The organism is Aquamicrobium sp. YD-1-mutant5 (genome assembly GCF_059509755.1).
The window spans coordinates 125,192-143,385 of the sequence record NZ_JCAKKP010000006.1; the positions used below are offsets into that span (position 1 = coordinate 125,192).

General features: G+C 58.7%; 23 protein-coding genes. 13 read left to right on the forward strand and 10 right to left on the reverse strand.

The annotated features are described in order from the left end of the window. Positions 1-9: 9 nt before the first annotated feature. The 3 genes from AC5XE7_RS11545 to AC5XE7_RS11555 form a co-directional block, all read right to left on the reverse strand. On the reverse strand, positions 10-1,062 hold the full coding sequence (locus AC5XE7_RS11545; protein ID WP_495366191.1) for a glycosyltransferase family 4 protein: 1,053 nt from the start codon (positions 1,060-1,062) through the stop codon (positions 10-12). Positions 1,063-1,103: 41 nt separating this feature from the next. After that, positions 1,104-1,577, reverse strand: coding sequence for a transcription elongation factor GreA (greA, locus tag AC5XE7_RS11550; protein ID WP_183832569.1), 474 nt, complete (start codon positions 1,575-1,577; stop codon positions 1,104-1,106). A 168-nt stretch (positions 1,578-1,745) separates the two neighbouring features. Beyond that, positions 1,746-2,096 carry a DMT family protein gene (locus AC5XE7_RS11555; protein ID WP_239801046.1) on the reverse strand — a complete coding sequence of 117 codons (351 nt, stop codon included), beginning with the start codon at positions 2,094-2,096 and terminating at the stop codon, positions 1,746-1,748. Positions 2,097-2,370: 274 nt separating this feature from the next. On the opposite strand from AC5XE7_RS11555, the gene AC5XE7_RS11560 reads away from it, so the two are divergent. The 4 genes from AC5XE7_RS11560 to AC5XE7_RS11575 all read left to right on the forward strand — a co-directional run bounded on the left by AC5XE7_RS11560 (position 2,371) and on the right by AC5XE7_RS11575 (position 6,372). Continuing rightward, on the forward strand, positions 2,371-3,063 hold the full coding sequence (locus AC5XE7_RS11560) for an MOSC domain-containing protein (RefSeq protein WP_495366144.1): 693 nt from the start codon (positions 2,371-2,373) through the stop codon (positions 3,061-3,063). A gap of 466 nt (positions 3,064-3,529) precedes the next feature. Beyond that, positions 3,530-4,075: an extensin-like domain-containing protein gene (locus AC5XE7_RS11565; RefSeq protein ID WP_495917770.1), complete on the forward strand. Its 546-nt coding sequence runs from the start codon at positions 3,530-3,532 to the stop codon at positions 4,073-4,075. 143 nt (positions 4,076-4,218) lie between these two features. Next, a complete protein-coding gene (locus AC5XE7_RS11570) occupies positions 4,219-4,992 on the forward strand; it encodes an extensin-like domain-containing protein (RefSeq protein WP_495366146.1) in 774 nt (257 codons plus the stop codon). An 81-nt stretch (positions 4,993-5,073) separates the two neighbouring features. After that, the gene (locus AC5XE7_RS11575) at positions 5,074-6,372 is read left to right on the forward strand and encodes a hemolysin family protein (RefSeq protein ID WP_495366147.1); all 1,299 of its coding nucleotides are present in this window, start codon (positions 5,074-5,076) and stop codon (positions 6,370-6,372) included. A 55-nt stretch (positions 6,373-6,427) separates the two neighbouring features. Here AC5XE7_RS11575 and AC5XE7_RS11580 read toward each other — a convergent pair whose 3' ends face one another. Further along, the gene (locus AC5XE7_RS11580; RefSeq protein ID WP_495366148.1) at positions 6,428-7,027 is read right to left on the reverse strand and encodes an NADPH-dependent FMN reductase; all 600 of its coding nucleotides are present in this window, start codon (positions 7,025-7,027) and stop codon (positions 6,428-6,430) included. An 84-nt stretch (positions 7,028-7,111) separates the two neighbouring features. On the opposite strand from AC5XE7_RS11580, the gene AC5XE7_RS11585 reads away from it, so the two are divergent. After that, complete coding sequence (locus AC5XE7_RS11585) at positions 7,112-7,480, forward strand: winged helix-turn-helix transcriptional regulator (protein ID WP_495366149.1); 369 nt, start codon at positions 7,112-7,114, stop codon at positions 7,478-7,480. Between the two features lie 15 nt (positions 7,481-7,495). On the opposite strand, the gene AC5XE7_RS11590 is transcribed toward AC5XE7_RS11585, so the two are convergent. Beyond that, a complete protein-coding gene (locus tag AC5XE7_RS11590; RefSeq protein ID WP_183832575.1) occupies positions 7,496-7,888 on the reverse strand; it encodes an acyl-CoA thioesterase in 393 nt (130 codons plus the stop codon). A gap of 293 nt (positions 7,889-8,181) precedes the next feature. Continuing rightward, complete coding sequence (locus AC5XE7_RS11595; RefSeq protein ID WP_495366150.1) at positions 8,182-8,424, reverse strand: DUF1344 domain-containing protein; 243 nt, start codon at positions 8,422-8,424, stop codon at positions 8,182-8,184. A gap of 412 nt (positions 8,425-8,836) precedes the next feature. Between AC5XE7_RS11595 and AC5XE7_RS11600 the strand changes: the two genes are divergently transcribed. The 4 genes from AC5XE7_RS11600 (at position 8,837) to AC5XE7_RS11615 (ending at position 13,099) form a co-directional block, all read left to right on the forward strand. After that, positions 8,837-9,094: a SemiSWEET family sugar transporter gene (locus AC5XE7_RS11600; RefSeq protein WP_210307442.1), complete on the forward strand. Its 258-nt coding sequence runs from the start codon at positions 8,837-8,839 to the stop codon at positions 9,092-9,094. A 109-nt stretch (positions 9,095-9,203) separates the two neighbouring features. After that, positions 9,204-12,176, forward strand: a complete 2,973-nt coding sequence (uvrB, locus tag AC5XE7_RS11605; protein WP_495366151.1) for an excinuclease ABC subunit UvrB — start codon at positions 9,204-9,206, stop codon at positions 12,174-12,176. An 89-nt stretch (positions 12,177-12,265) separates the two neighbouring features. Then, complete coding sequence (locus AC5XE7_RS11610) at positions 12,266-12,700, forward strand: VOC family protein (RefSeq protein ID WP_183832578.1); 435 nt, start codon at positions 12,266-12,268, stop codon at positions 12,698-12,700. A gap of 27 nt (positions 12,701-12,727) precedes the next feature. Beyond that, the gene (locus AC5XE7_RS11615) at positions 12,728-13,099 is read left to right on the forward strand and encodes a DUF1428 domain-containing protein (protein WP_495366152.1); all 372 of its coding nucleotides are present in this window, start codon (positions 12,728-12,730) and stop codon (positions 13,097-13,099) included. Positions 13,100-13,147: 48 nt separating this feature from the next. Here AC5XE7_RS11615 and AC5XE7_RS11620 read toward each other — a convergent pair whose 3' ends face one another. Continuing rightward, positions 13,148-13,609, reverse strand: coding sequence for a Kazal-type serine protease inhibitor family protein (locus AC5XE7_RS11620; RefSeq protein ID WP_495366153.1), 462 nt, complete (start codon positions 13,607-13,609; stop codon positions 13,148-13,150). 359 nt (positions 13,610-13,968) lie between these two features. Here AC5XE7_RS11620 and AC5XE7_RS11625 point away from each other — a divergent pair, with 359 nt between their 5' ends. From AC5XE7_RS11625 to AC5XE7_RS11635, 3 genes are all read left to right on the forward strand, one after another. Then, on the forward strand, positions 13,969-14,181 hold the full coding sequence (locus AC5XE7_RS11625) for a cold-shock protein (RefSeq protein WP_183832580.1): 213 nt from the start codon (positions 13,969-13,971) through the stop codon (positions 14,179-14,181). Positions 14,182-14,380: 199 nt separating this feature from the next. Next, the gene (locus AC5XE7_RS11630) at positions 14,381-14,593 is read left to right on the forward strand and encodes a cold-shock protein (protein ID WP_056105658.1); all 213 of its coding nucleotides are present in this window, start codon (positions 14,381-14,383) and stop codon (positions 14,591-14,593) included. A gap of 140 nt (positions 14,594-14,733) precedes the next feature. Further along, on the forward strand, positions 14,734-15,180 hold the full coding sequence (locus AC5XE7_RS11635) for a BA14K family protein (protein WP_495366154.1): 447 nt from the start codon (positions 14,734-14,736) through the stop codon (positions 15,178-15,180). Between the two features lie 108 nt (positions 15,181-15,288). Here AC5XE7_RS11635 and AC5XE7_RS11640 read toward each other — a convergent pair whose 3' ends face one another. The 3 genes from AC5XE7_RS11640 to AC5XE7_RS11650 form a co-directional block, all read right to left on the reverse strand. Continuing rightward, complete coding sequence (locus tag AC5XE7_RS11640; protein ID WP_495366155.1) at positions 15,289-15,930, reverse strand: MBL fold metallo-hydrolase; 642 nt, start codon at positions 15,928-15,930, stop codon at positions 15,289-15,291. Between the two features lie 148 nt (positions 15,931-16,078). Beyond that, positions 16,079-16,387 (reverse strand): hypothetical protein, encoded by a 309-nt coding sequence (locus AC5XE7_RS11645; protein ID WP_183832583.1) that lies wholly within the window; start codon positions 16,385-16,387, stop codon positions 16,079-16,081. 141 nt (positions 16,388-16,528) lie between these two features. After that, a complete protein-coding gene (locus tag AC5XE7_RS11650; RefSeq protein ID WP_495366156.1) occupies positions 16,529-17,422 on the reverse strand; it encodes a branched-chain amino acid aminotransferase in 894 nt (297 codons plus the stop codon). Positions 17,423-17,664: 242 nt separating this feature from the next. Between AC5XE7_RS11650 and AC5XE7_RS11655 the strand changes: the two genes are divergently transcribed. After that, positions 17,665-18,192: a MarR family winged helix-turn-helix transcriptional regulator gene (locus AC5XE7_RS11655; protein WP_183832585.1), complete on the forward strand. Its 528-nt coding sequence runs from the start codon at positions 17,665-17,667 to the stop codon at positions 18,190-18,192. The last annotated feature ends 2 nt before the right edge of the window (positions 18,193-18,194 follow it).

An 18,194-nucleotide genomic window follows, 5' to 3' on the forward strand; every position in this document is an offset into this window, starting at 1 on the left:
CGCAAAAATTCAGAGGTCACGTATAACGGATCCATAGACGCCACCGAGTGATCCCACTTCCCGTTCTATGCTGAAACGCGATGCAACATGCGCACGGCTTTCGATTGCCGCAGCGTTTCGTCTGACATCGTCGCCCATCCATTGGGCCGCAGCCGCCATCATCGCATCGGTATCGTCGCGGGGTATGAGCGATCCTGTCACGCCATCCTCGATCAGTTCGGAGAATGCGCCAACGTCGGTGGCGACCACCGGCACGCCGCTGGCCATGGCTTCCAGCGGCGTGAGGCCAAAACCTTCCCAGCGCTGCGGAGCGATGAACAGCGACAGAGCGCGATACCAGCGTTCGATGTCCTTGTGCTCCCCCACAAAAAGGATCCGGTCGGAAAGCCCGGCTTTATCCACGCGCGCGTGCAAATGAGCCTCGAAACCCGCATGTTCAGCAGTCGCACGACCGGCGACGATTGCCGACCATTGGGGATACTTCGGCAGCAAACCGATCATGGCATCGACGAAAAGGTCGGTACCTTTCTGATGCCGCACACGGCCAAAGCAACCAGCATAGAGCTGCTTCGGATCCAGACCGAGTCCACTCGTGGCCTCTCTGCGATCCGCGGATGGGTGAAAGCGTTCCGTGTCGATGCCGTGCATGATCACGGTGTTTGGAACTTCCAGATAAGCAGCGGTCTTGCGACTGGTCGCGATCACCGCATCCATGCGGCGGATGAGGAACTTCGTCCAGCGCTTGTGATGGCGCTGTGATGCTGAGGTGAAGACAAGCTTCATCGGCGCCCTAAATATATCTCTCAGCACCACTCCGGCCAGCATTTCCGGATTGCGGCGCGCATGCCACACGCGAACCGGCGCATTCTTCGGTCGGCGCAGAAGCCCCGGCACCTGCCACCATCGCAACCTGGGGAGATGGTCGGGCAAGCCCGGCCCCAGCGTTGCGATACCGATCTCCCGGGCCTGCAATGGCACGAGCTGGATGATTGTGCTCGTAACACCGGAGAGGCGCTGCTTGAAATTGGGCACGACCACATGGATCTGCGCAAGATCGACCAGCGTTTTGCCCATGATCCGGGATTTCCTATCCGGCAGCAGGCTCACGCCCAGCGCAGTTCGACGATCTCATAACCACGCGCGCCACCCGGTGCATTGACCTCGATCGCATCGCCAACCGCCTTGCCGATCAGCGCACGTGCGATCGGAGAAGAAATGGAAATGCGACCCGCCTTCACATCCGCTTCCTGATCGCCGACGATCTGATAAGTCTTTTCTTCCTCGGTGTCCTCGTCCACCAGAACCACGGTAGCTCCGAACTTGATCTTGTCGCCGCTCAGCTTGCTGATATCGATGACTTCGGCACGTGCGATCAGATCCTCGAGCTCGCCGATGCGACCCTCGTTCAGGCTCTGCGCTTCCTTGGCAGAATGATATTCGGCGTTCTCTGAAAGGTCACCATGTGCGCGTGCCTCAGAAATTGCTTCGATGATGCGAGGCCGTTCATCCTGCTGACGCCAACGCAGCTCCTCCTTGAGAGCCTCAAAACCACCGCCTGTCATCGGCACCTTGTTCATAGCTTCACCTTTCCTGCCGTCCGCACTTTTTCCGCGGGTTTTCGACAAAAAGAAAACGGTCCGTCAGGAAACCGACGGAACCGTCAAATTTTGGATTCTCGTCACAATATAGCAAGTGCTGAAGGTTTTTCACGTGCTAAAAATGGAGGGCGTTTTCCCGGCTAATGCTCAGGCTCTAAAAATCAACGCAGCGCCACAGGCAATCAGCGCAAACCCTGCAAGGTGGTTCCATGTCAAAGCCTCCTTCAGATAAACCACGGAGAACACAGCGAATACGCCAAGCGTGATGACTTCCTGAATCGTCTTCAATTCTGCGGTTGAATAAACCTCCGCACCGATCCGGTTGGCCGGCACCGCCAGCCAATATTCGAAGAAAGCAATTCCCCAGCTCACCAGCACAACCGTATAGATTGCTGCACCTTTGAATTTCAGATGTCCGTACCATGCGAAGGTCATGAAGACATTCGAGGCAAGCAGCATCAGGATGGGCAGAACCTTGGGAGACAGGAGCGAAGCCAACGGGATAATCCAATGAAGCAGAAGAGATTGCGCCATTTCAATTGCACTGCTGGCCCTGTCAATCCCACGTGAACTGGCCAAAGCTGAACGTCATGGAAACATGGACGCCAAACCGCACCGCCGTTGAAAGACGCATGAAGCAAGCAGGAAAGAATTTTGATTTTCGCACGGCAAGAAAACCCCGGGGAGCCGTTCGACATCTGGTCGGCCTGCTGCCTTTCTCGAACTGGCGTTCGATGAGGACAGAGTAGTGCTTTCACTGAGAAATACCCTATTGGCACAGGAGCCAGCCATTGCTGTCGTTGAAGCGCTCTTCATCGGCGAGTTAGCGCCGCTGGGTCCCCGGCAGGTGCCGAGCGGCATAGACAAGAAGCCGGTTTGTGGCCAGATCGCCATAACGGCCACCGGGTTGCAGGGCGACAATCAAGGCGACACGCGTCACCATGGCGGCCCGGAAAAGGCGGTCCATCACTATCCCGCCGACCATTATGCGGCCTGGAGCGAGGACGGAATCGTGGCCAACGCTCCCGCGTTCGGCGAGAACATCACGACGCTTGGCCTGTCGGAAGCGAATGTCTGCATAGGAGATGTTTACCGGTTCGGCTCCGCCCTGCTTCAGGTTAGCCAGGGACGCCAGCCTTGCTGGCGGCTGAATGCGCGTTTCGATCGGTCGGACATGGCGCTGAGAGTTCAGAAAAGCGGACGGACGGGATGGTATTATCGCGTTCTTGAGGAAGGTCATGCGGCCGCGGGCGACAGTCTCGTTCTGCTGGAACGGCCACAGCCTTGCTGGTCCCTGGCGCGCATCATCGAACTTCTTTACACGCGGACAATGGATTTCGATTCTCTGCGCGATCTCGCTTCATTGCCGGAACTCGCATCCTCGTGGTGTGAGCTTGCCGAAAGACGAATAGCCAGCCGTAAGGTTGAAGACTGGAATCGCCGACTGCACGACAGCCAGAGTTGACGTAATCCGACCGAAAAGACTCTTCTTTCAATGAAGTACGCACCTTTTCGGAATCTTCGCGCGAATGCACGACGGCGCGGACTGGCCCGCCGAGACAATCGGTTACCGAAGGTGATCATGCCAGCGGCAACTGCCTCCGCACTTTCATCGTTGTCGCTGGATGATCCATATCCGCTTCACCCTGCTTTCCCTGATGACTGCCATATGCCTGATGGCAGCACCTGCTTTTACCAGACAAAAGCCGCCCCAACTTCCCCGAAATGCACCTGTTCCCGAACAGGCGGAACAACAGCAGACACCGCTCCCCCAAAACCGGCCTGATGATGCGCCAGAAGCAATCTCCCCGCCGGACCGCGCACCCACACCCGAGGCAAAGCCTGCACCGCCTGACCAGTCGCAGAAAACGCCTGATGAGAAGCCCTCACTTCCACCAGATCCGCGTTCGGCTGCAACTGCGGCAAAAGAGATGCCCGCGGATGAACTGGCATGCCGGGCAAGGCTTCGCACAATGGGCGTCGTTTTCAGGGAAAAGCCTGCCGAGCGGGATTCGGAAGCTGGCTGTGCTCTGCCCTACCCCATTGTCGTCACCAGACTGGCCACAAACGTGGAACTGTCGCCCGAAGCCGAACTCAATTGCGATCTCGCCGAGACTGTCGCGCGTTTCACCGCCGACATTGTCGAGCCCGCGGCACGCGACATTGCGGGCGCCGATCTTGCAGGCATTAGTCACGCTTCGGCCTATGTCTGCCGCCCGCGCCACAATGGTTCGAAACTGTCCGAGCACGCATTTGGCAATGCGCTCGATATAGCAGCGTTCACCATGAAAGATGGCAGCAGGATCGAAGTCCAGCCTTCGCCCGCCGCAAAACAGCGCCAGTTTCTCGACCATGTCAGAAAGGCCGCCTGCGGACCCTTCAGGACCGTTCTCGGACCCGGCAGCGACCCCGATCATGAAACGCATCTGCATCTCGATCTGGCCCCACGCCGCAACGGTTCCGTTTTTTGTCAGTAAGCCCGCCCCAATGCCGCCACAGGCATGAACGCCGCCGCTGATCTTTCCTTTACCCTTCACAGCTAAGCTTTGCATTCCAAGGGAACAGAGTTTGGTTCGTCATGGCCGGGAAATCCCCCAGCGCAGCACCCGGCGCCCCCTTCTTGCGGCGCCTTGTCCGGCTCTCCACCGGCATCGCCATCTTTGCCGCAATCACCGGCTTGTCAGCCTGCAACACCGGCAGCGTCCTCAATCTTCAGCCTGCCGTAGACGTTGGAACACAGACGTCTGCTGTGCAGGCAGGGGTCGGCATGCAGGCATTGGTACCGTCAAACCCCTATCTGACGGCAGCCTATCCGCGTTTCGACCAGCCTATGCCGCAGACAACCCAGCTTCCGCAGGACGAGGTGGAATGCCGCAAGGAATTGAAACGGCTGCGCGTGGCCTACACCGATCTCGCGCCCATCAATGACGGTGGCCAATGCGGCATTGATCACCCCGTGAAGGTAACGGCAATCGGCGGCGTGGAAATGAAACCAGCCGCGACGCTGACCTGTGCCATGGTCGCAAGCTTCGCCAGCTGGACCCGAAACGAACTGACACCGGCCGCACGCTGGCGCTATCTTTCCGGCGTCAAATCGATACGGCAAGGCTCCAGCTATTCCTGCCGCAAGATACGCGGCGAAGGGGTTCTGTCCGAGCATGGCAAAGGCAACGCGCTGGACGTGATGGCGATCGAGCTGAACAATGGCAAACTCATAGACGTTCGCAAACCAGGCCTGTTCGCGTTCCGCGAGCGCGGCCTGCTCAACACCGTTCGCGCCGACGGTTGTTCGTATTTCACCACGGTTCTTGGTCCCGGCTACAACTACGATCACCGCGACCATTTTCATTTCGACATAAAAAACCGCAGAAACGGCTACCGGGCCTGCAGATAACGCATCGTTGATGCGCATAACAATCAGCGCGGCTGATTTGCTCTCTTTTCCAGAGGGGCTCCGGGGTGCTAATGAGCATTCATGCTATACACTGAAATCGCCATCGTGGTCGTCCTCATCTGCGTGAACGGCCTGCTGGCCATGTCGGAACTTGCGATCGTTTCGTCTCGTCCGGCGCGCCTCAAGACGATGGTCGACCGAAATGTCCGCGGCGCAGCGCGCGCGCTGGAACTGGGCGCCAACCCGGGCAAGTTCCTGTCGACCGTCCAGATCGGCATTACGCTTGTTGGCGTGCTTTCGGGTGCCTTCTCCGGTGCTACCCTGGGCGACCGCCTCTCCAAGCTTCTTGCTGCTTCAGGCATGTCGGCCGGAGTTGCGCAGCCGCTCGGCGTCGGCATCGTGGTAGCGCTCATCACCTATGCCTCGCTCATCATCGGCGAACTCGTGCCGAAGCAGATCGCGCTTCGCGATCCTGAGCGCATCGCTTCGAAGGTCGCCGGGCCGATGTCCGTTCTGGCGACGGTTTGCGCTCCTCTGGTATGGCTGCTGGACCTTTCAGGACGGTCAGTGCTGTGGCTGCTTGGCCAGCGCGGCGAGAGCGAAGAGAAGGTCACCGACGAAGAAATCAAGATGATCGTTGCCGAGGCGGAGCATCAGGGCACCATCGAATCCGACGAGCGGCGCATGATCGCCGGCGTGATGCGGTTGGGTGACCGGGCGGTGCGCGCGGTCATGACCCCACGCACCGATGTCGACTGGCTTAACGTCCAGTCTGACGAGGCCACGATTCGCCGGGTGCTGATGGAAAGCCCGCACTCGCGCCTGCCCGCCGCCGACGGCAATGTCGACGACATGATAGGCGTGGTGCAGACACGCGATATCCTCGCAACTCTGCTCGCCGGCAAACCGCTCGATGCGCGCAAGCATGTGCAGCAGGCGCCAATCGTCCACGATCAGGCCGACGCGCTCGATGTGCTTGCAAAGCTCAAGGAAGCCGACATGCCGATGGCGCTCGTGCATGACGAATACGGCCACTTTGAAGGCGTGGTGACGCCAGCGGATATTCTGGAAGCAATCACCGGCGTCTTCCGCTCCGATCTGGATGAGGACGATTCCGACGAAACCGCGTTCCAGCGTGAGGATGGTTCATGGCTGCTGGCCGGCTACATGCAGGCTGATGAAATGGCTGACATGATCGGTATCGATCTGCCGGAAAATCGCGACTACGAAACCGTTGCCGGATATGTTCTGTCACATATGCATCATCTGCCTGCCACGGGCGAAACGGTCGATGCACAGGGCTGGCGTTTCGAGGTGGTCGATCTGGATGGCCGCCGCATAGACAAGGTTCTGGCTACCAAACTGCCAGCTGCAAGCTGAAAATGAAGAAAAGGGCCCCGGAAACAACCGAGGCCCTCTTTTCCTGCCGGTGCCGTCAGTCTGCCTTGACCTGCGCTTCGGCCACGCGCGCGGCGCGCAACGCCCTGGCCCACCATACCATATCCTCCAGAAGCGCATCCGCGCCTTCCTTCAGATGGGCCAGGTCCGCAATGTCCTGTCCCTGCAGGATTGCGACGAAATCGTTGCGCAGGATATGGACGGCCGCGCGGACGGGAGCCATCTGCATCTCGACTGCGATCTGCCGCAGGTGCTCCACCGCCCTCGCTCCACCCACGCCGCCATAGCCGACGAAACCGGCAGGCTTGCGAAACACCTGTGCCCCGGCATAGTCGAAGGCGTTCTTGAGCACACCAGTCGGCGCATGGTTGTATTCGGCCGCCGTGAAAACATAGCCATCGAACTCTTCCAGCTTTTCCTGCCAGCGGCGGGCATGCTCGTCCTTCGAAGGCGCCCACAGCGGTGACGCATCCTCCGCGAACAATGCCATCGGATAATCCTTGAGGTCGACGATTTCAGCTTCTGCATCGTCCCTCTGATTGATGAGATCGGCGATCCAGCGAGCAGGCTTTTCGGCAAAGCGCTTTTCCCGGATGGAGCCGATGACGACGGCGAGCCTGACTTTGGAAGACGGCATGCATATTCTCCGTTTAGAGTGGTATAAAAAAGAAACCGACACTATTTATGTAACCTTGGAGCATCAGCGCAAGGAGGCACTTTTTTGAAACCAAGGCACGATCACCGCAGTGAGGATTGCCGCGCCATCAGCGCGCTCCTGCAACGTGTCGGCGACAAATGGACGGTGCTGGTCGTGACGACACTCGGCAAAGGGCCGATGCGATTCAGCGAGCTGAGGCGTGCAATTGGCGGCATTTCGCAGAAGATGCTGACGACCACCCTGCGCAGCCTGGAACGCGACGGCTTCGCAACGCGCACAGTTTTTCCCACCATACCGCCGAGGGTGGATTACGAGCTGACGGATCTGGGCCGCGAGCTTCTGGTTCCCGTAACCGCGCTCAGCGAATGGGCCCGCGCCAATACAGAGCGGATCAACAAGGCCCGGGCGCGTTTCGATGCAACCGTGAAATGACGAGTGGAAGCGAAGTTACTCGCCCGGAACACGGGTCGGCTTGCCTTCGTCGTCCAGCGCCACCATGACGAAATCGGCATGCGTGACCATTTCCATGAGCTCGGACAGATAGCGCTGGGCCCAGGCCTCCACTTTCAACGTCATCGAACTGCGGCCGACGCGCTCGATGCGAGTGTAAATGCACAGTGTATCGCCGATCTTGACCGGCTTTGCGAAGGACATTTCCTTCACAGCCGCCGTCACCACGCGGCCACGCGCGCGTTCGGCTGCTCTGATGCCGCAGGCAAGATCCATCTGTGCCATCACCCAGCCGCCGAAGATATCGCCGGCCGCATTGGCATCGGCGGGCATAGCCAATGTGCGCAGCGTGAGCTCCCCCTGCGGCGCGCCGTTCACATATTGCACCATGCCTGACCTCCGGATTTTTCGCTTTCATGGCGTAGCCATCCAATGGCGACACGTCAACAGTCGGAAGAAAACCCTGCGCAAAATCAAGTGATTGCCGTATTTTCCGGAATCGATTTGCCAGAAGAGCGTATCGATGCCTCAGCCTGCGTATCACAAGCTGCTTCACCCGCCGTCACCGGACTACGGCCGTGACGGCAGCAATTCCTTTCCACATTCAACACGCTCATCATGCAGGTAATGAAAAAGCCGGCCCCTGCGGGGACCGGCTGAAACTCGTTGTCTGAACTGGTTTCTTACGAAGCAGATTCGATCGACGTCACCAACCCTGTCGTATCGTCTACGGTCACCACGACATTGACGCCCACCGACAACTGGTCGACCGCGGCTTCCGGTGGCAACTGATAGATCTTGCCGTCATCCAGCGTGATCGATTTGGTTTCCGGGTCGACCGCCTGGATCGTGCCCTGCACGGTTGCCGCATATGCGGTGCTGAGAAGTGCGAGAAGGGCAGCGGCGGTGGCGAGTGTCTTTTTCATGTCGGATACTCCGTTTTTGGCGGTTTTCCTCAGGCAACCCGGCATGCGAACTGCCCTGCGACACCCGGAAGCTATGTGACCCGATCCCGATTTCAAATCACGAAAGATAACTTTTCTAAACATTATCAGCGACTTAATTCTGACACATTGGCACCTTTGCCGGCCATTCAGCATCTTGCCCATCGTCACTCTGTGACAGGTCTTTGCCTTCAAAAGGAATCGGTTGCACTCCACCAGACATAAAGCATGACAGCCACACTGGTGCCCGATTGCAGAGCCCGAGCCGATCACGGCGCGCAGGCAAAAAAATGCCTGCGAACACATTTTGTTTCATTGGTCCAGCCTCTGAACCAGCTTTCCAGCGGGAGGCAAATCTGCCATATCGGCAGTGGCGCTTATCGGAGCCTCCACCTTGTTTTACTGGATCGAAGCCATAGGCGCGTGTGCCGCGCTCATCACGACGCTCGGCTGGGTTCCGCAGGTCGTCAAGCTTGCCCGCGAGCGCAAGGCTGACGATATTTCGCTGGCAGCCACGAGCGCCATAGCTGCAGGTGTCGCCCTTTGGGCCGTCTACGGCGTGCTCATCGGCTCCTGGCCGGTTATTGTCGCCAACATACTCACGCTTCTTTTCGTGGGCGCCATCGTGCTCATGAAATTGCGCTTTGGTTGAAGGCTGCTGACAACCTGCTGTCAGCAGAGCATCCGGGCAGCAGGCCCGGCCGCAGGCTTGTGTTCCGCTGCCCCTTTCCATTTGCGGCGAGTCCACCCATATTCGGCCTATGTCCAAATCCTCCCCGAAACCGGCGCAGCCCCAGCGGCGCAGTCCTCTTACCGACTTTCATGACGCCAGCGAACCGCTGCGCGACGGCGGTTTTGCCGAAGCACCGCAGAGCGAATTTTCGGGAGCACCTCTGTCTGGTTCAATAGCGGATTGGGCGGAGCAGATTTCGCAGGAAGCCGAACAGCAGCGACTATCTGCAACTCAAGGCAAGGGTACCGATAAAGCCTCTGGCAAAACAGCGAAGAAAGTCGCGCCGCGCTCCGCCTCGCCCACGCGCACGGCGCGTGGCACCTCGATGGGCGGAGCAGCTTCCGCCAAGGACCGCGCTGCAGCAGGTCTGAACCCGGTGGCGGGCCTCGACATCTCGCTGGAAGATGCCGCTTCCCTGCCCAAGTCCGCGGTCACCGCAACGGTACAGGCCTTGTCCGACCTGATCGAAAGCGGCAATCCGCTGCACAAGAACGGCAAGATCTGGACCCCGCACCGCCCTGCCCGGCCGGAAAAATCTGAAGGCGGCATTCCGATAAGCATGGAATCCGACTTCCAGCCCGCCGGCGACCAGCCGACGGCTATCAGGGATCTGGTCGAGGGCATTGCCAACGACGACCGCACGCAGGTCCTGCTTGGCGTGACCGGTTCCGGCAAAACCTTCACCATGGCGAAGGTGATCGAGGAGACGCAGCGCCCTGCCCTGATCCTGGCACCCAACAAGACGCTGGCAGCCCAGCTCTATGCGGAGTTCAGGAAATTCTTCCCGAACAATGCGGTGGAGTATTTCGTCTCGTACTACGACTACTACCAGCCCGAGGCCTATGTGCCGCGCACGGACACCTATATCGAGAAGGAATCCTCCATCAACGAGCAGATTGACCGCATGCGCCACTCGGCCACGCGGTCGCTGCTGGAGCGCGACGACGTCATCATCGTCGCTTCGGTTTCGTGCATCTATGGTATCGGCTCGGTCGAAACCTATACGGCCATGACCTTCCAGATGCAGGTTGGCGACCGGCTCGACCAGCGACAGTTGCTGGCTGATCTTGTCGCCCAGCAATACAAGCGGCAGGACGCGAATTTCGTGCGTGGTTCCTTCCGGGTGCGCGGCGACACGATCGAGATTTTTCCTGCCCACCTTGAGGACCGTGCCTGGCGCGTCTCCCTGTTCGGAGACGAGATCGACGCGATCACCGAGTTCGATCCGCTCACCGGCAACAAGACCGGCGACCTGAAGAGCGTGAAAATCTACGCGAATTCGCACTATGTCACGCCGCGCCCGACCTTGAATCAGGCTATCAAGTCCATCAAGGAAGAATTGCAGCAGCGCCTGCAAGAGCTTGAAAAGGCTGGGCGCCTGCTGGAGGCACAAAGGCTGGAGCAGCGCACGCGCTTCGACCTCGAAATGCTGGAAGCCACTGGTTCCTGCGCCGGCATCGAGAACTATTCGCGCTATCTTACCGGCCGCGCGCCGGGCGACCCGCCGCCGACCCTGTTCGAATATGTGCCGGACAATGCGCTGGTCTTCATCGACGAGAGCCATGTCACCATCCCCCAGATCGGCGGCATGTACCGCGGCGACTTCCGCCGCAAGGCAACACTGGCGGAGTATGGCTTCCGTTTGCCGTCCTGCATGGACAACCGGCCCCTGCGCTTCGAGGAATGGGATGCCATGCGCCCGCTCAGCGTGGCGGTGTCGGCAACGCCGGGCGGTTGGGAAATGGAGCAGGCCGGCGGTGTGTTCGCCGAGCAGGTCATTCGCCCCACCGGGCTGATCGACCCGCCCGTCGAGGTTCGTCCGGCGAAATCGCAGGTCGACGACGTTCTCGGAGAAATCCGCGAGACGACGAAAAAAGGCTATCGCACGCTGGTGACGGTGCTCACCAAGCGCATGGCTGAGGACCTCACGGAATATCTGCATGAGCAGGGCACTCGCGTGCGTTACATGCATTCCGACATCGATACGCTGGAGCGGATCGAGATCTTGCGCGACCTTCGCCTCGGAGCCTTTGACGTTCTGGTCGGCATCAACCTCCTGCGCGAGGGGCTCGACATTCCCGAATGCGGTTTCGTGGCCATCCTCGATGCGGACAAGGAAGGTTTCCTGCGCTCTGAAACCTCATTGATCCAGACCATCGGCCGCGCTGCGCGCAATGTCGACGGCAAGGTCATTCTCTACGCCGACCAGATCACCGGCTCGATGGAGCGCGCCATGGCGGAAACCAACCGCCGCCGCGAGAAGCAGCTCGAGTACAACAGGGCAAACGGCATCACCCCGGAATCGGTCAAGTCGCGCATCGCGGACATTCTTGAATCGGTCTACGAGAAGGATCATGTCCGCGCCGACATCTCTCAGTTCACAGACGATGCCGGCCAGATGATGGGCAACAATCTCAAGGCGCATCTGGAACATCTGCAGAAGAAAATGCGGGATGCCGCTGCCGACCTCAATTTCGAGGAAGCAGCCCGTCTTCGCGATGAGGTGAAGCGGCTCACGGAACTGGAGCTTCAGATTTCCGACGACCCGCTGGCGAAATACGCCGAATCCGAGAGCCCGGTGTCGGGGCGGGAAAAGGGCAAGCATAACAAGGGGCGCGCGCGGCATAAGGCCGTGGAAGATGGACCTGGAAACACTTCCCTGTTCTCCAAGCCCTCGCTGGACGATATGGGGCCTGGAACCGACATGCCGACCCCGGCAGGAGCAGTTTCACGGTCTCTGTTCAAGAAACAGTCGGCGCAGGAAGCTCATGGTTCGGATTTCGGTCTCCCGGATGGTGACAAGTCCCTGTTCCGAAAGAACACGCTCGACGAAATGACCGTAGGGCGCACCGAAAAGCCCGTTGACGGCAGAAAACCGGCAAAGCCGGATGATGTGAAACCCGTCAGGCGGGAGCGTATCGGCATCGGCTCATACGAGGACGCGGCCGATATCGCGAAAAGCAGGCGTCGTCCTTCCAAGACTGGGAAGCCGGGGAAATAACCTCGCGGTGGCGGATACCTCCGCCACCCGTAACTCGTCGTCGTCATACGTCCTGTGGGGGCTCGCAATGTCAAACCCGGGAGAAGCACATGAACGATGCAGACGCGAAAACCCAGACCCCGCCCATGCCGAAGGCGCTCGGCGGCCTCACCCCTTACCTCCAGGTGGACGGTGCACTGAAGGCGGCTGAATTCTACCGGAGAGCCTTTGGCGCAGAGCAGGTGTATGCCGTGCCACCCGACGAGCATGGCCGGACCATGCACGTTCATCTCTACGTCAACGGCTCCAGTCTGATGCTTTGTGACGCCTATCCGGAACACGGGCATCCGCATCAGCCGGTTCAGGGTTGCACGATGCAACTTCATCTGACGGCAGAAAACATCGACTCGTGGTGGAAGCGCGCTGTCGACACCGGCTGCGAAGTTGTGATGCCGCTTGACGTGATGTTCTGGGGTGATCGCTGGGGCAGCCTTCGCGACCCATTCGGGGTCGCCTGGGCAATGAATGCGCCGGTCAGCTCTTAAACAGACCAAAGCTGAAGGAGGAGAGTAATGTCATATGTTGATGGTTTCCTGCTCGCAGTGCCAAAGGCCCAGCTTGAGGAATACAAGGCAATGGCTCGCAAGGCCTGCGACGTATGGATGGAGCATGGTGCCCTTGCCTATGCGGAATGCACTGGCGAGGACGTACCTTATGGCGAACTTACATCGTTCCCTCGCGCCGTTCAGGCCAAAGAAGATGAGATCGTGATCTTTTCGTGGATCGTCTACAAATCACGCAAGGATCGCGATGAAATCCTTGAAAAGGTGATGGCCGATCCACGCCTGAAAGGAGATATGGAAAATATGCCCTTCGATGGAAAGCGCATGATCTTCGGTGGCTTCGATTGCTTCCTGAATGTCCAGAACGGTCAGGCGCTCTAGAAAAAAGGGGCGGACCTTTTTGACCCGCCCCTTTCAAATCGTAAAAGATCAGCGGCAGCTGCCGTTGCCGACGATCCGCCAATCTGCTGCCCTTGCTTCGCAGGCATTCGGGAAGGTGCGCAGCTGTCCGCGGCTGGATGCACACACGGGAGCGTATTCACGTGTGCAGGCTCCTTGCGGGCGGCCGGGCCGTTCTGGCCGCGTCCCGGGCCGATCGGAACCGGGGCGATCATCCCAGCCGGGCCTGTTTCCACCGGACCTGCATGCGCCCTCATGGCTGATCCTGTATCCGTTGGCTCTTGCCTGGCAGCTGTTGCCGAAGGTCCGGCTTTCCGAGCCACGCACGCCGCAAACCGGTGCGTATTCCATGGTACAGGCCTGTGCCGGCGGGCGCGGGCGTGGTGGCGGAGGCCTGTAGCCGGGCCCATCATCTACAGCCACACAAGCCGCCAGCATGCCGGACGCCAGCAACACTGCAGCTCCCGACAGAAAAACACTTCTGAATCTCATCAATTCCCTCTCCTGTGTGCTAGTGGCAGCGCCAACAACGCGTGACAAGGCTTACAGTTCCGGATGCTGCCCGCAAGCCGTTGAATTCCATTGGCCTAAGAGTGCTCTGCTCTGGCTTTGAAAAGGCGCGGTCTTGCCACAGTCACAAATCCGTGCGATAAGTTCAATGTTCGGGTATTTGCATCCCGGAGAATGGAACGTTTTGGACGACTCTTTTCCCGATATCGTGAATCTCTGACAACCCCGTTCTGGCGGGGGGTTACCCGTGCGCGAATGCATGACCGCCGAGCAACCACCGGACCTCTGACTGCCCTGGCAAAAGAGGTTCTGAATGACGATAGGGCGAAGGAGTTCTCCCAATGTCCCAGACCGGAACTGTAAAATTCTTCAACAGCACCAAAGGCTTCGGCTTCATCACGCCCGATGGCGGCGCCAAGGACGTTTTCGTCCATATTTCTGCGATCGAGGCCTCCGGCTTGCGTACTCTGGTTGATGGCCAGAAGGTTACTTTCGATGTTGAGCCTGACCGCATGGGCAAAGGCCCCAAGGCTGTCAATCTTCGCGCTGCGTGATTCCGGCTGCAAATGCAGTTAAGACAGAGGCGCGACAACAAAGGTCGCGCCTTTTCTGTTTCATGGCCGGAAACTATGATGAAGAGGCGAAAGACTCAAAGTTTCTGTTGCCGTTGAAGTGAAAATAAAGGACAAATTCCGTCCTCGGGTATTTTACAATCCCGATATAAAGACTGTGGGACTTATAAGGGAGCATCCCATGCCGCAGACCGGCACCGTAAAATTCTTCAATCACGCCAAAGGCTTCGGTTTCATCACGCCTGACGATGGTGCCAAGGACGTTTTCGTCCACATCTCTGCCGTTCAGGCTTCGGGCCTTCCCGGTCTTGAGGACGGACAGAAAGTTACCTTCGAGACCGAGCCGGACAAGCGCGGCAAGGGCCCCAAGGCGGTCAATCTCACCGTCGGCTGATACACGGCGGAACATCTGGCCGGCGGTTACGTTTAACGGACAATACACCGTTTCGTTCAGCCGCCGTTCAGGCACGGTCCCTTATCTCTCGGGGCAACATCGAACCGGTAACGGCGGTGGGCTTCGAATAGGAGACCGTCATGAACAGATTTTTCAAGGCTTGCGTGCTGTCCACGGCAGTTGTCGCAACCACACTAAGCGCCCTGCCCGCCGCCGAGGCTCGTGACTGGCGGCGCGGCGGTTATGGTGGTCACGGAGGCTATTATGGCCATGACTACAATCGCCACCACAAGCGCTCCAGAGGTGACGCTGTAGCAGCCGGCGTTATCGGGCTCGCCGCTGGCGCGCTGATCGGTGGTGCACTGGCTTCTCAGCCTCGCTACTACGAGCCAGAACCTACCTACGTTATCCGGGAACCGCGACCGGCTCCGTATCGCACATATCGTAACGACACCTATCGTGCATCCTACGAGCCCTGGAGCCCGCAATGGTACAGGTACTGCTCGGATCGCTATCGTAGCTTCGATTCGCGCTCCGGCACGTTCCTTGGATATGATGGCCAAAGGCATTTCTGCCAGGCTAATTGAGGCAAAGGGAACGACTTTTCACAAAGTCTCCGAACGCATCATATCGTTTCAAAAGAAAAAGGAGCGCCCAGAGCGCTCCTTTTTCCTTTTGAGGTCTCTGAAAGCACGTCACACGAGAAAAGGATTTGAGCGCCGCTCCTCTCCGAAGCGCCCTCCCGGACCGTGACCACAGATGAAGCCAATGTCATCTCCGAGAGGAAGAAGCTTTTCCTTGATGGAACGGATCAGCGCAGGATGATCACCACCTGGCAGGTCGGTACGTCCTACGGACCCGCGAAACAGAACGTCGCCAACATGAGCGAATTTCGCCGCGCGATTGTAGTAGACGACATGGCCCGGCGCATGACCGGGACAATGCAGGACCTCAAACTCATGAGATCCGAACGATACCCTGTCGCCCTCCACCAGAAAACGATCCGGCTCACAGTTGCGCACGGCTCCTGTCAGCCCGAAACGGTGCGCCTGATTTTCGAGATTTGCCAACAGTGGCCGGTCATCCTCATGCGAGCCCAGAATTTCGACACCAAGCGCGTCTTTGAGTTCCATCGCGCCGCCGGCATGATCAATATGTCCATGCGTGAGCCAGATGGCTGTGGCAGTGATGCCATTGTCCTTCAGGGCTGCAAGAATTCGATCCACGTCTCCGCCGGGATCGACGACGACACCGACCTTGTCCTCCTCATCGAAAAGGATGGTACAATTCTGCTGGAACGGCGTGACGGGAACGATGCCGGCATTGATCTGACCCATGATGATCCTTTCGTTGTCGGCATTGCCGCGGTCGGTAAATCGCCCCTGATGTAGGATCGGAGCCGGCCGGCGTCCACTGCAATCACGAACTGCGCAAACACAAAGGGCGGCCGAAGCCGCCCTTTGCCCATGCAAACATGGTTTGCCACTATTTCTTCATGGCGTTCATGACCGCACCGACAATGCCGGTGAGGATCGCGCCGCCACCAGCACCGCCGATGATGTTGTTCAGGTTGAGGGCCCCGCCGAGACCTTCTGCCGCTGCCGTTGCTGCTGCCGGATCGATACCGCCGCCCAACAGGCTTCCGAGGATGGCCGCACCGCCGACACCCCCGATCGCACCGCTGAGAATTTTGGGAAGCTGGCCCATTGCGGCCTGTTTGACTGCCGCACCGACGGCCTGACCACCGATAATACCGGTGACGATCTGCACGATGATAGGAAGAAGCGTTTCCATCCGTGATCCCTCTCGAAAATCCCGACTCGCCTGAGCCGGATTTTTTCACTGAGACTCTGATTTCATCGAATGTCAAACTGGCACAGACAAAGGGGAATGGTGATGAACCATTCCCCTTCGAAATCGAAATAAATTAGATTTTTATTCCGCAGCGATCGCCTGCTTCGGCTGCACGGCAGCCGAATAGTCGTTCATAAGATTCTTGGCGATCTCACCAACCTCGAAGCGATACGGACCGATCTCCGACACCGGTGTCACCTCTGCAGCCGTACCTGTCAGGAAGCACTGCTCAAAACTTTCCAGTTCCTCCGGCTGAATCGCGCGCTCGATAACCTCGTAGCCGCGATCGCGGGCAAGGCCGATCACAGTGCGGCGGGTAATGCCGTCGAGGAAGCAATCGGGCGTCGGCGTATGGATCTTGCCATCCTTGACGAAGAAGATGTTGGCGCCGGTCGCCTCAGCAACCTGCCCGCGCCAGTCGAGCATCATGGCGTCGGCGTAGCCTTTCGCTTCAGCCGCATGCTTGGAAATCGTGCAGATCATATAGAGGCCGGCAGCCTTCGATTTCGACGGAGCGGTGCGCGGATCCGGACGACGATACTCGGCAATATCGAGGCGAATGCCCTTGAGCTTCTGTTCCGGATCGAAGTAGCTCGGCCACTGCCAGATAGCGATCGCAACGTTGATGCGGTTGTTCTGGGCCGAAACACCCATCTGCTCGCTGCCGCGCCATGCGATCGGGCGCACATAAGCATCCTTGAAGCCCTGCTTCTTCAGCAGTTCGGCGCAGGCTTCATCAATCTCTGCAACAGAGTAAGGAATCTTGAAGCCCAGAATACGGGCCGATTCGTGCAGGCGCTCCGTATGTTCCGTCAGCTTGAAAATCTCACCACCATAGGCCCGCTCGCCCTCGAATACGGCGCTGGCATAGTGAAGTCCGTGCGTAAGTACATGAATCTTGGCGTCCGCCCATTTGACGAACTCACCATTCATCCAGATATAGCCGTCGAGCTGGTCGAAGGAAACGGATGCCATGACATAACCTCCCGCGAGCAACCTTGCCCGCATAAGTCTGTGTGTTGAATTTTGATCCGGCAGCGACGAAAGCCCGCCAAACGGAAGCCTAGGCCCATATTGTGGCCATGGCAAACTCAGGAAGTTCCGGATTTCCGGCTCAGCCTTGCGTTTTCGGTCGCAATAAGCCCTAAAGCTTGTCAAAAATTATCATTGGGCGCAGAATACGTCAACAGTGCTGACATAATTCTTTCTGGAGAGATATGCTGAAGGAAATTACCGCTGAAGAGGCACCGATCCGGGATGCGGTCGCCAATGAGGACGGCATCGATTTTACGCTGATCGAGCTGTTCTTCTTTGCCTATCGCGACTTCACCTCGGATCCGGACCAGATGCTTGCGGAGTATGGCTTCGGGCGTGCCCACCATCGGGTGCTGCACTTCGTCAACCGCAGGCCGGGCCTCACTGTGGCGGAATTGCTGGATGTTCTGAAGATCACCAAGCAGTCGCTGGCGCGCGTTCTCAAACAGCTGCTCGATACGGGCCATATCATGCAGTTGCAGGGTCCGCGCGATCGCCGCCAGCGCGAACTTTATCCCACGGCCAAGGGCCGCGAACTCGCGCTTGCCCTTTCCCGGCCACAGTCGCGCCGGATACATGACGCATTGACGGAAGTCGAAGGCGAGGCGAGAAAGTCTATCGAGCAATTCCTCAAGGCGATGGTGAATCCGGAGCTGAGGGCACAGATCGACGCCGATCCCTCGCACCGCGGGGCAGACGACGAGGAGTAACG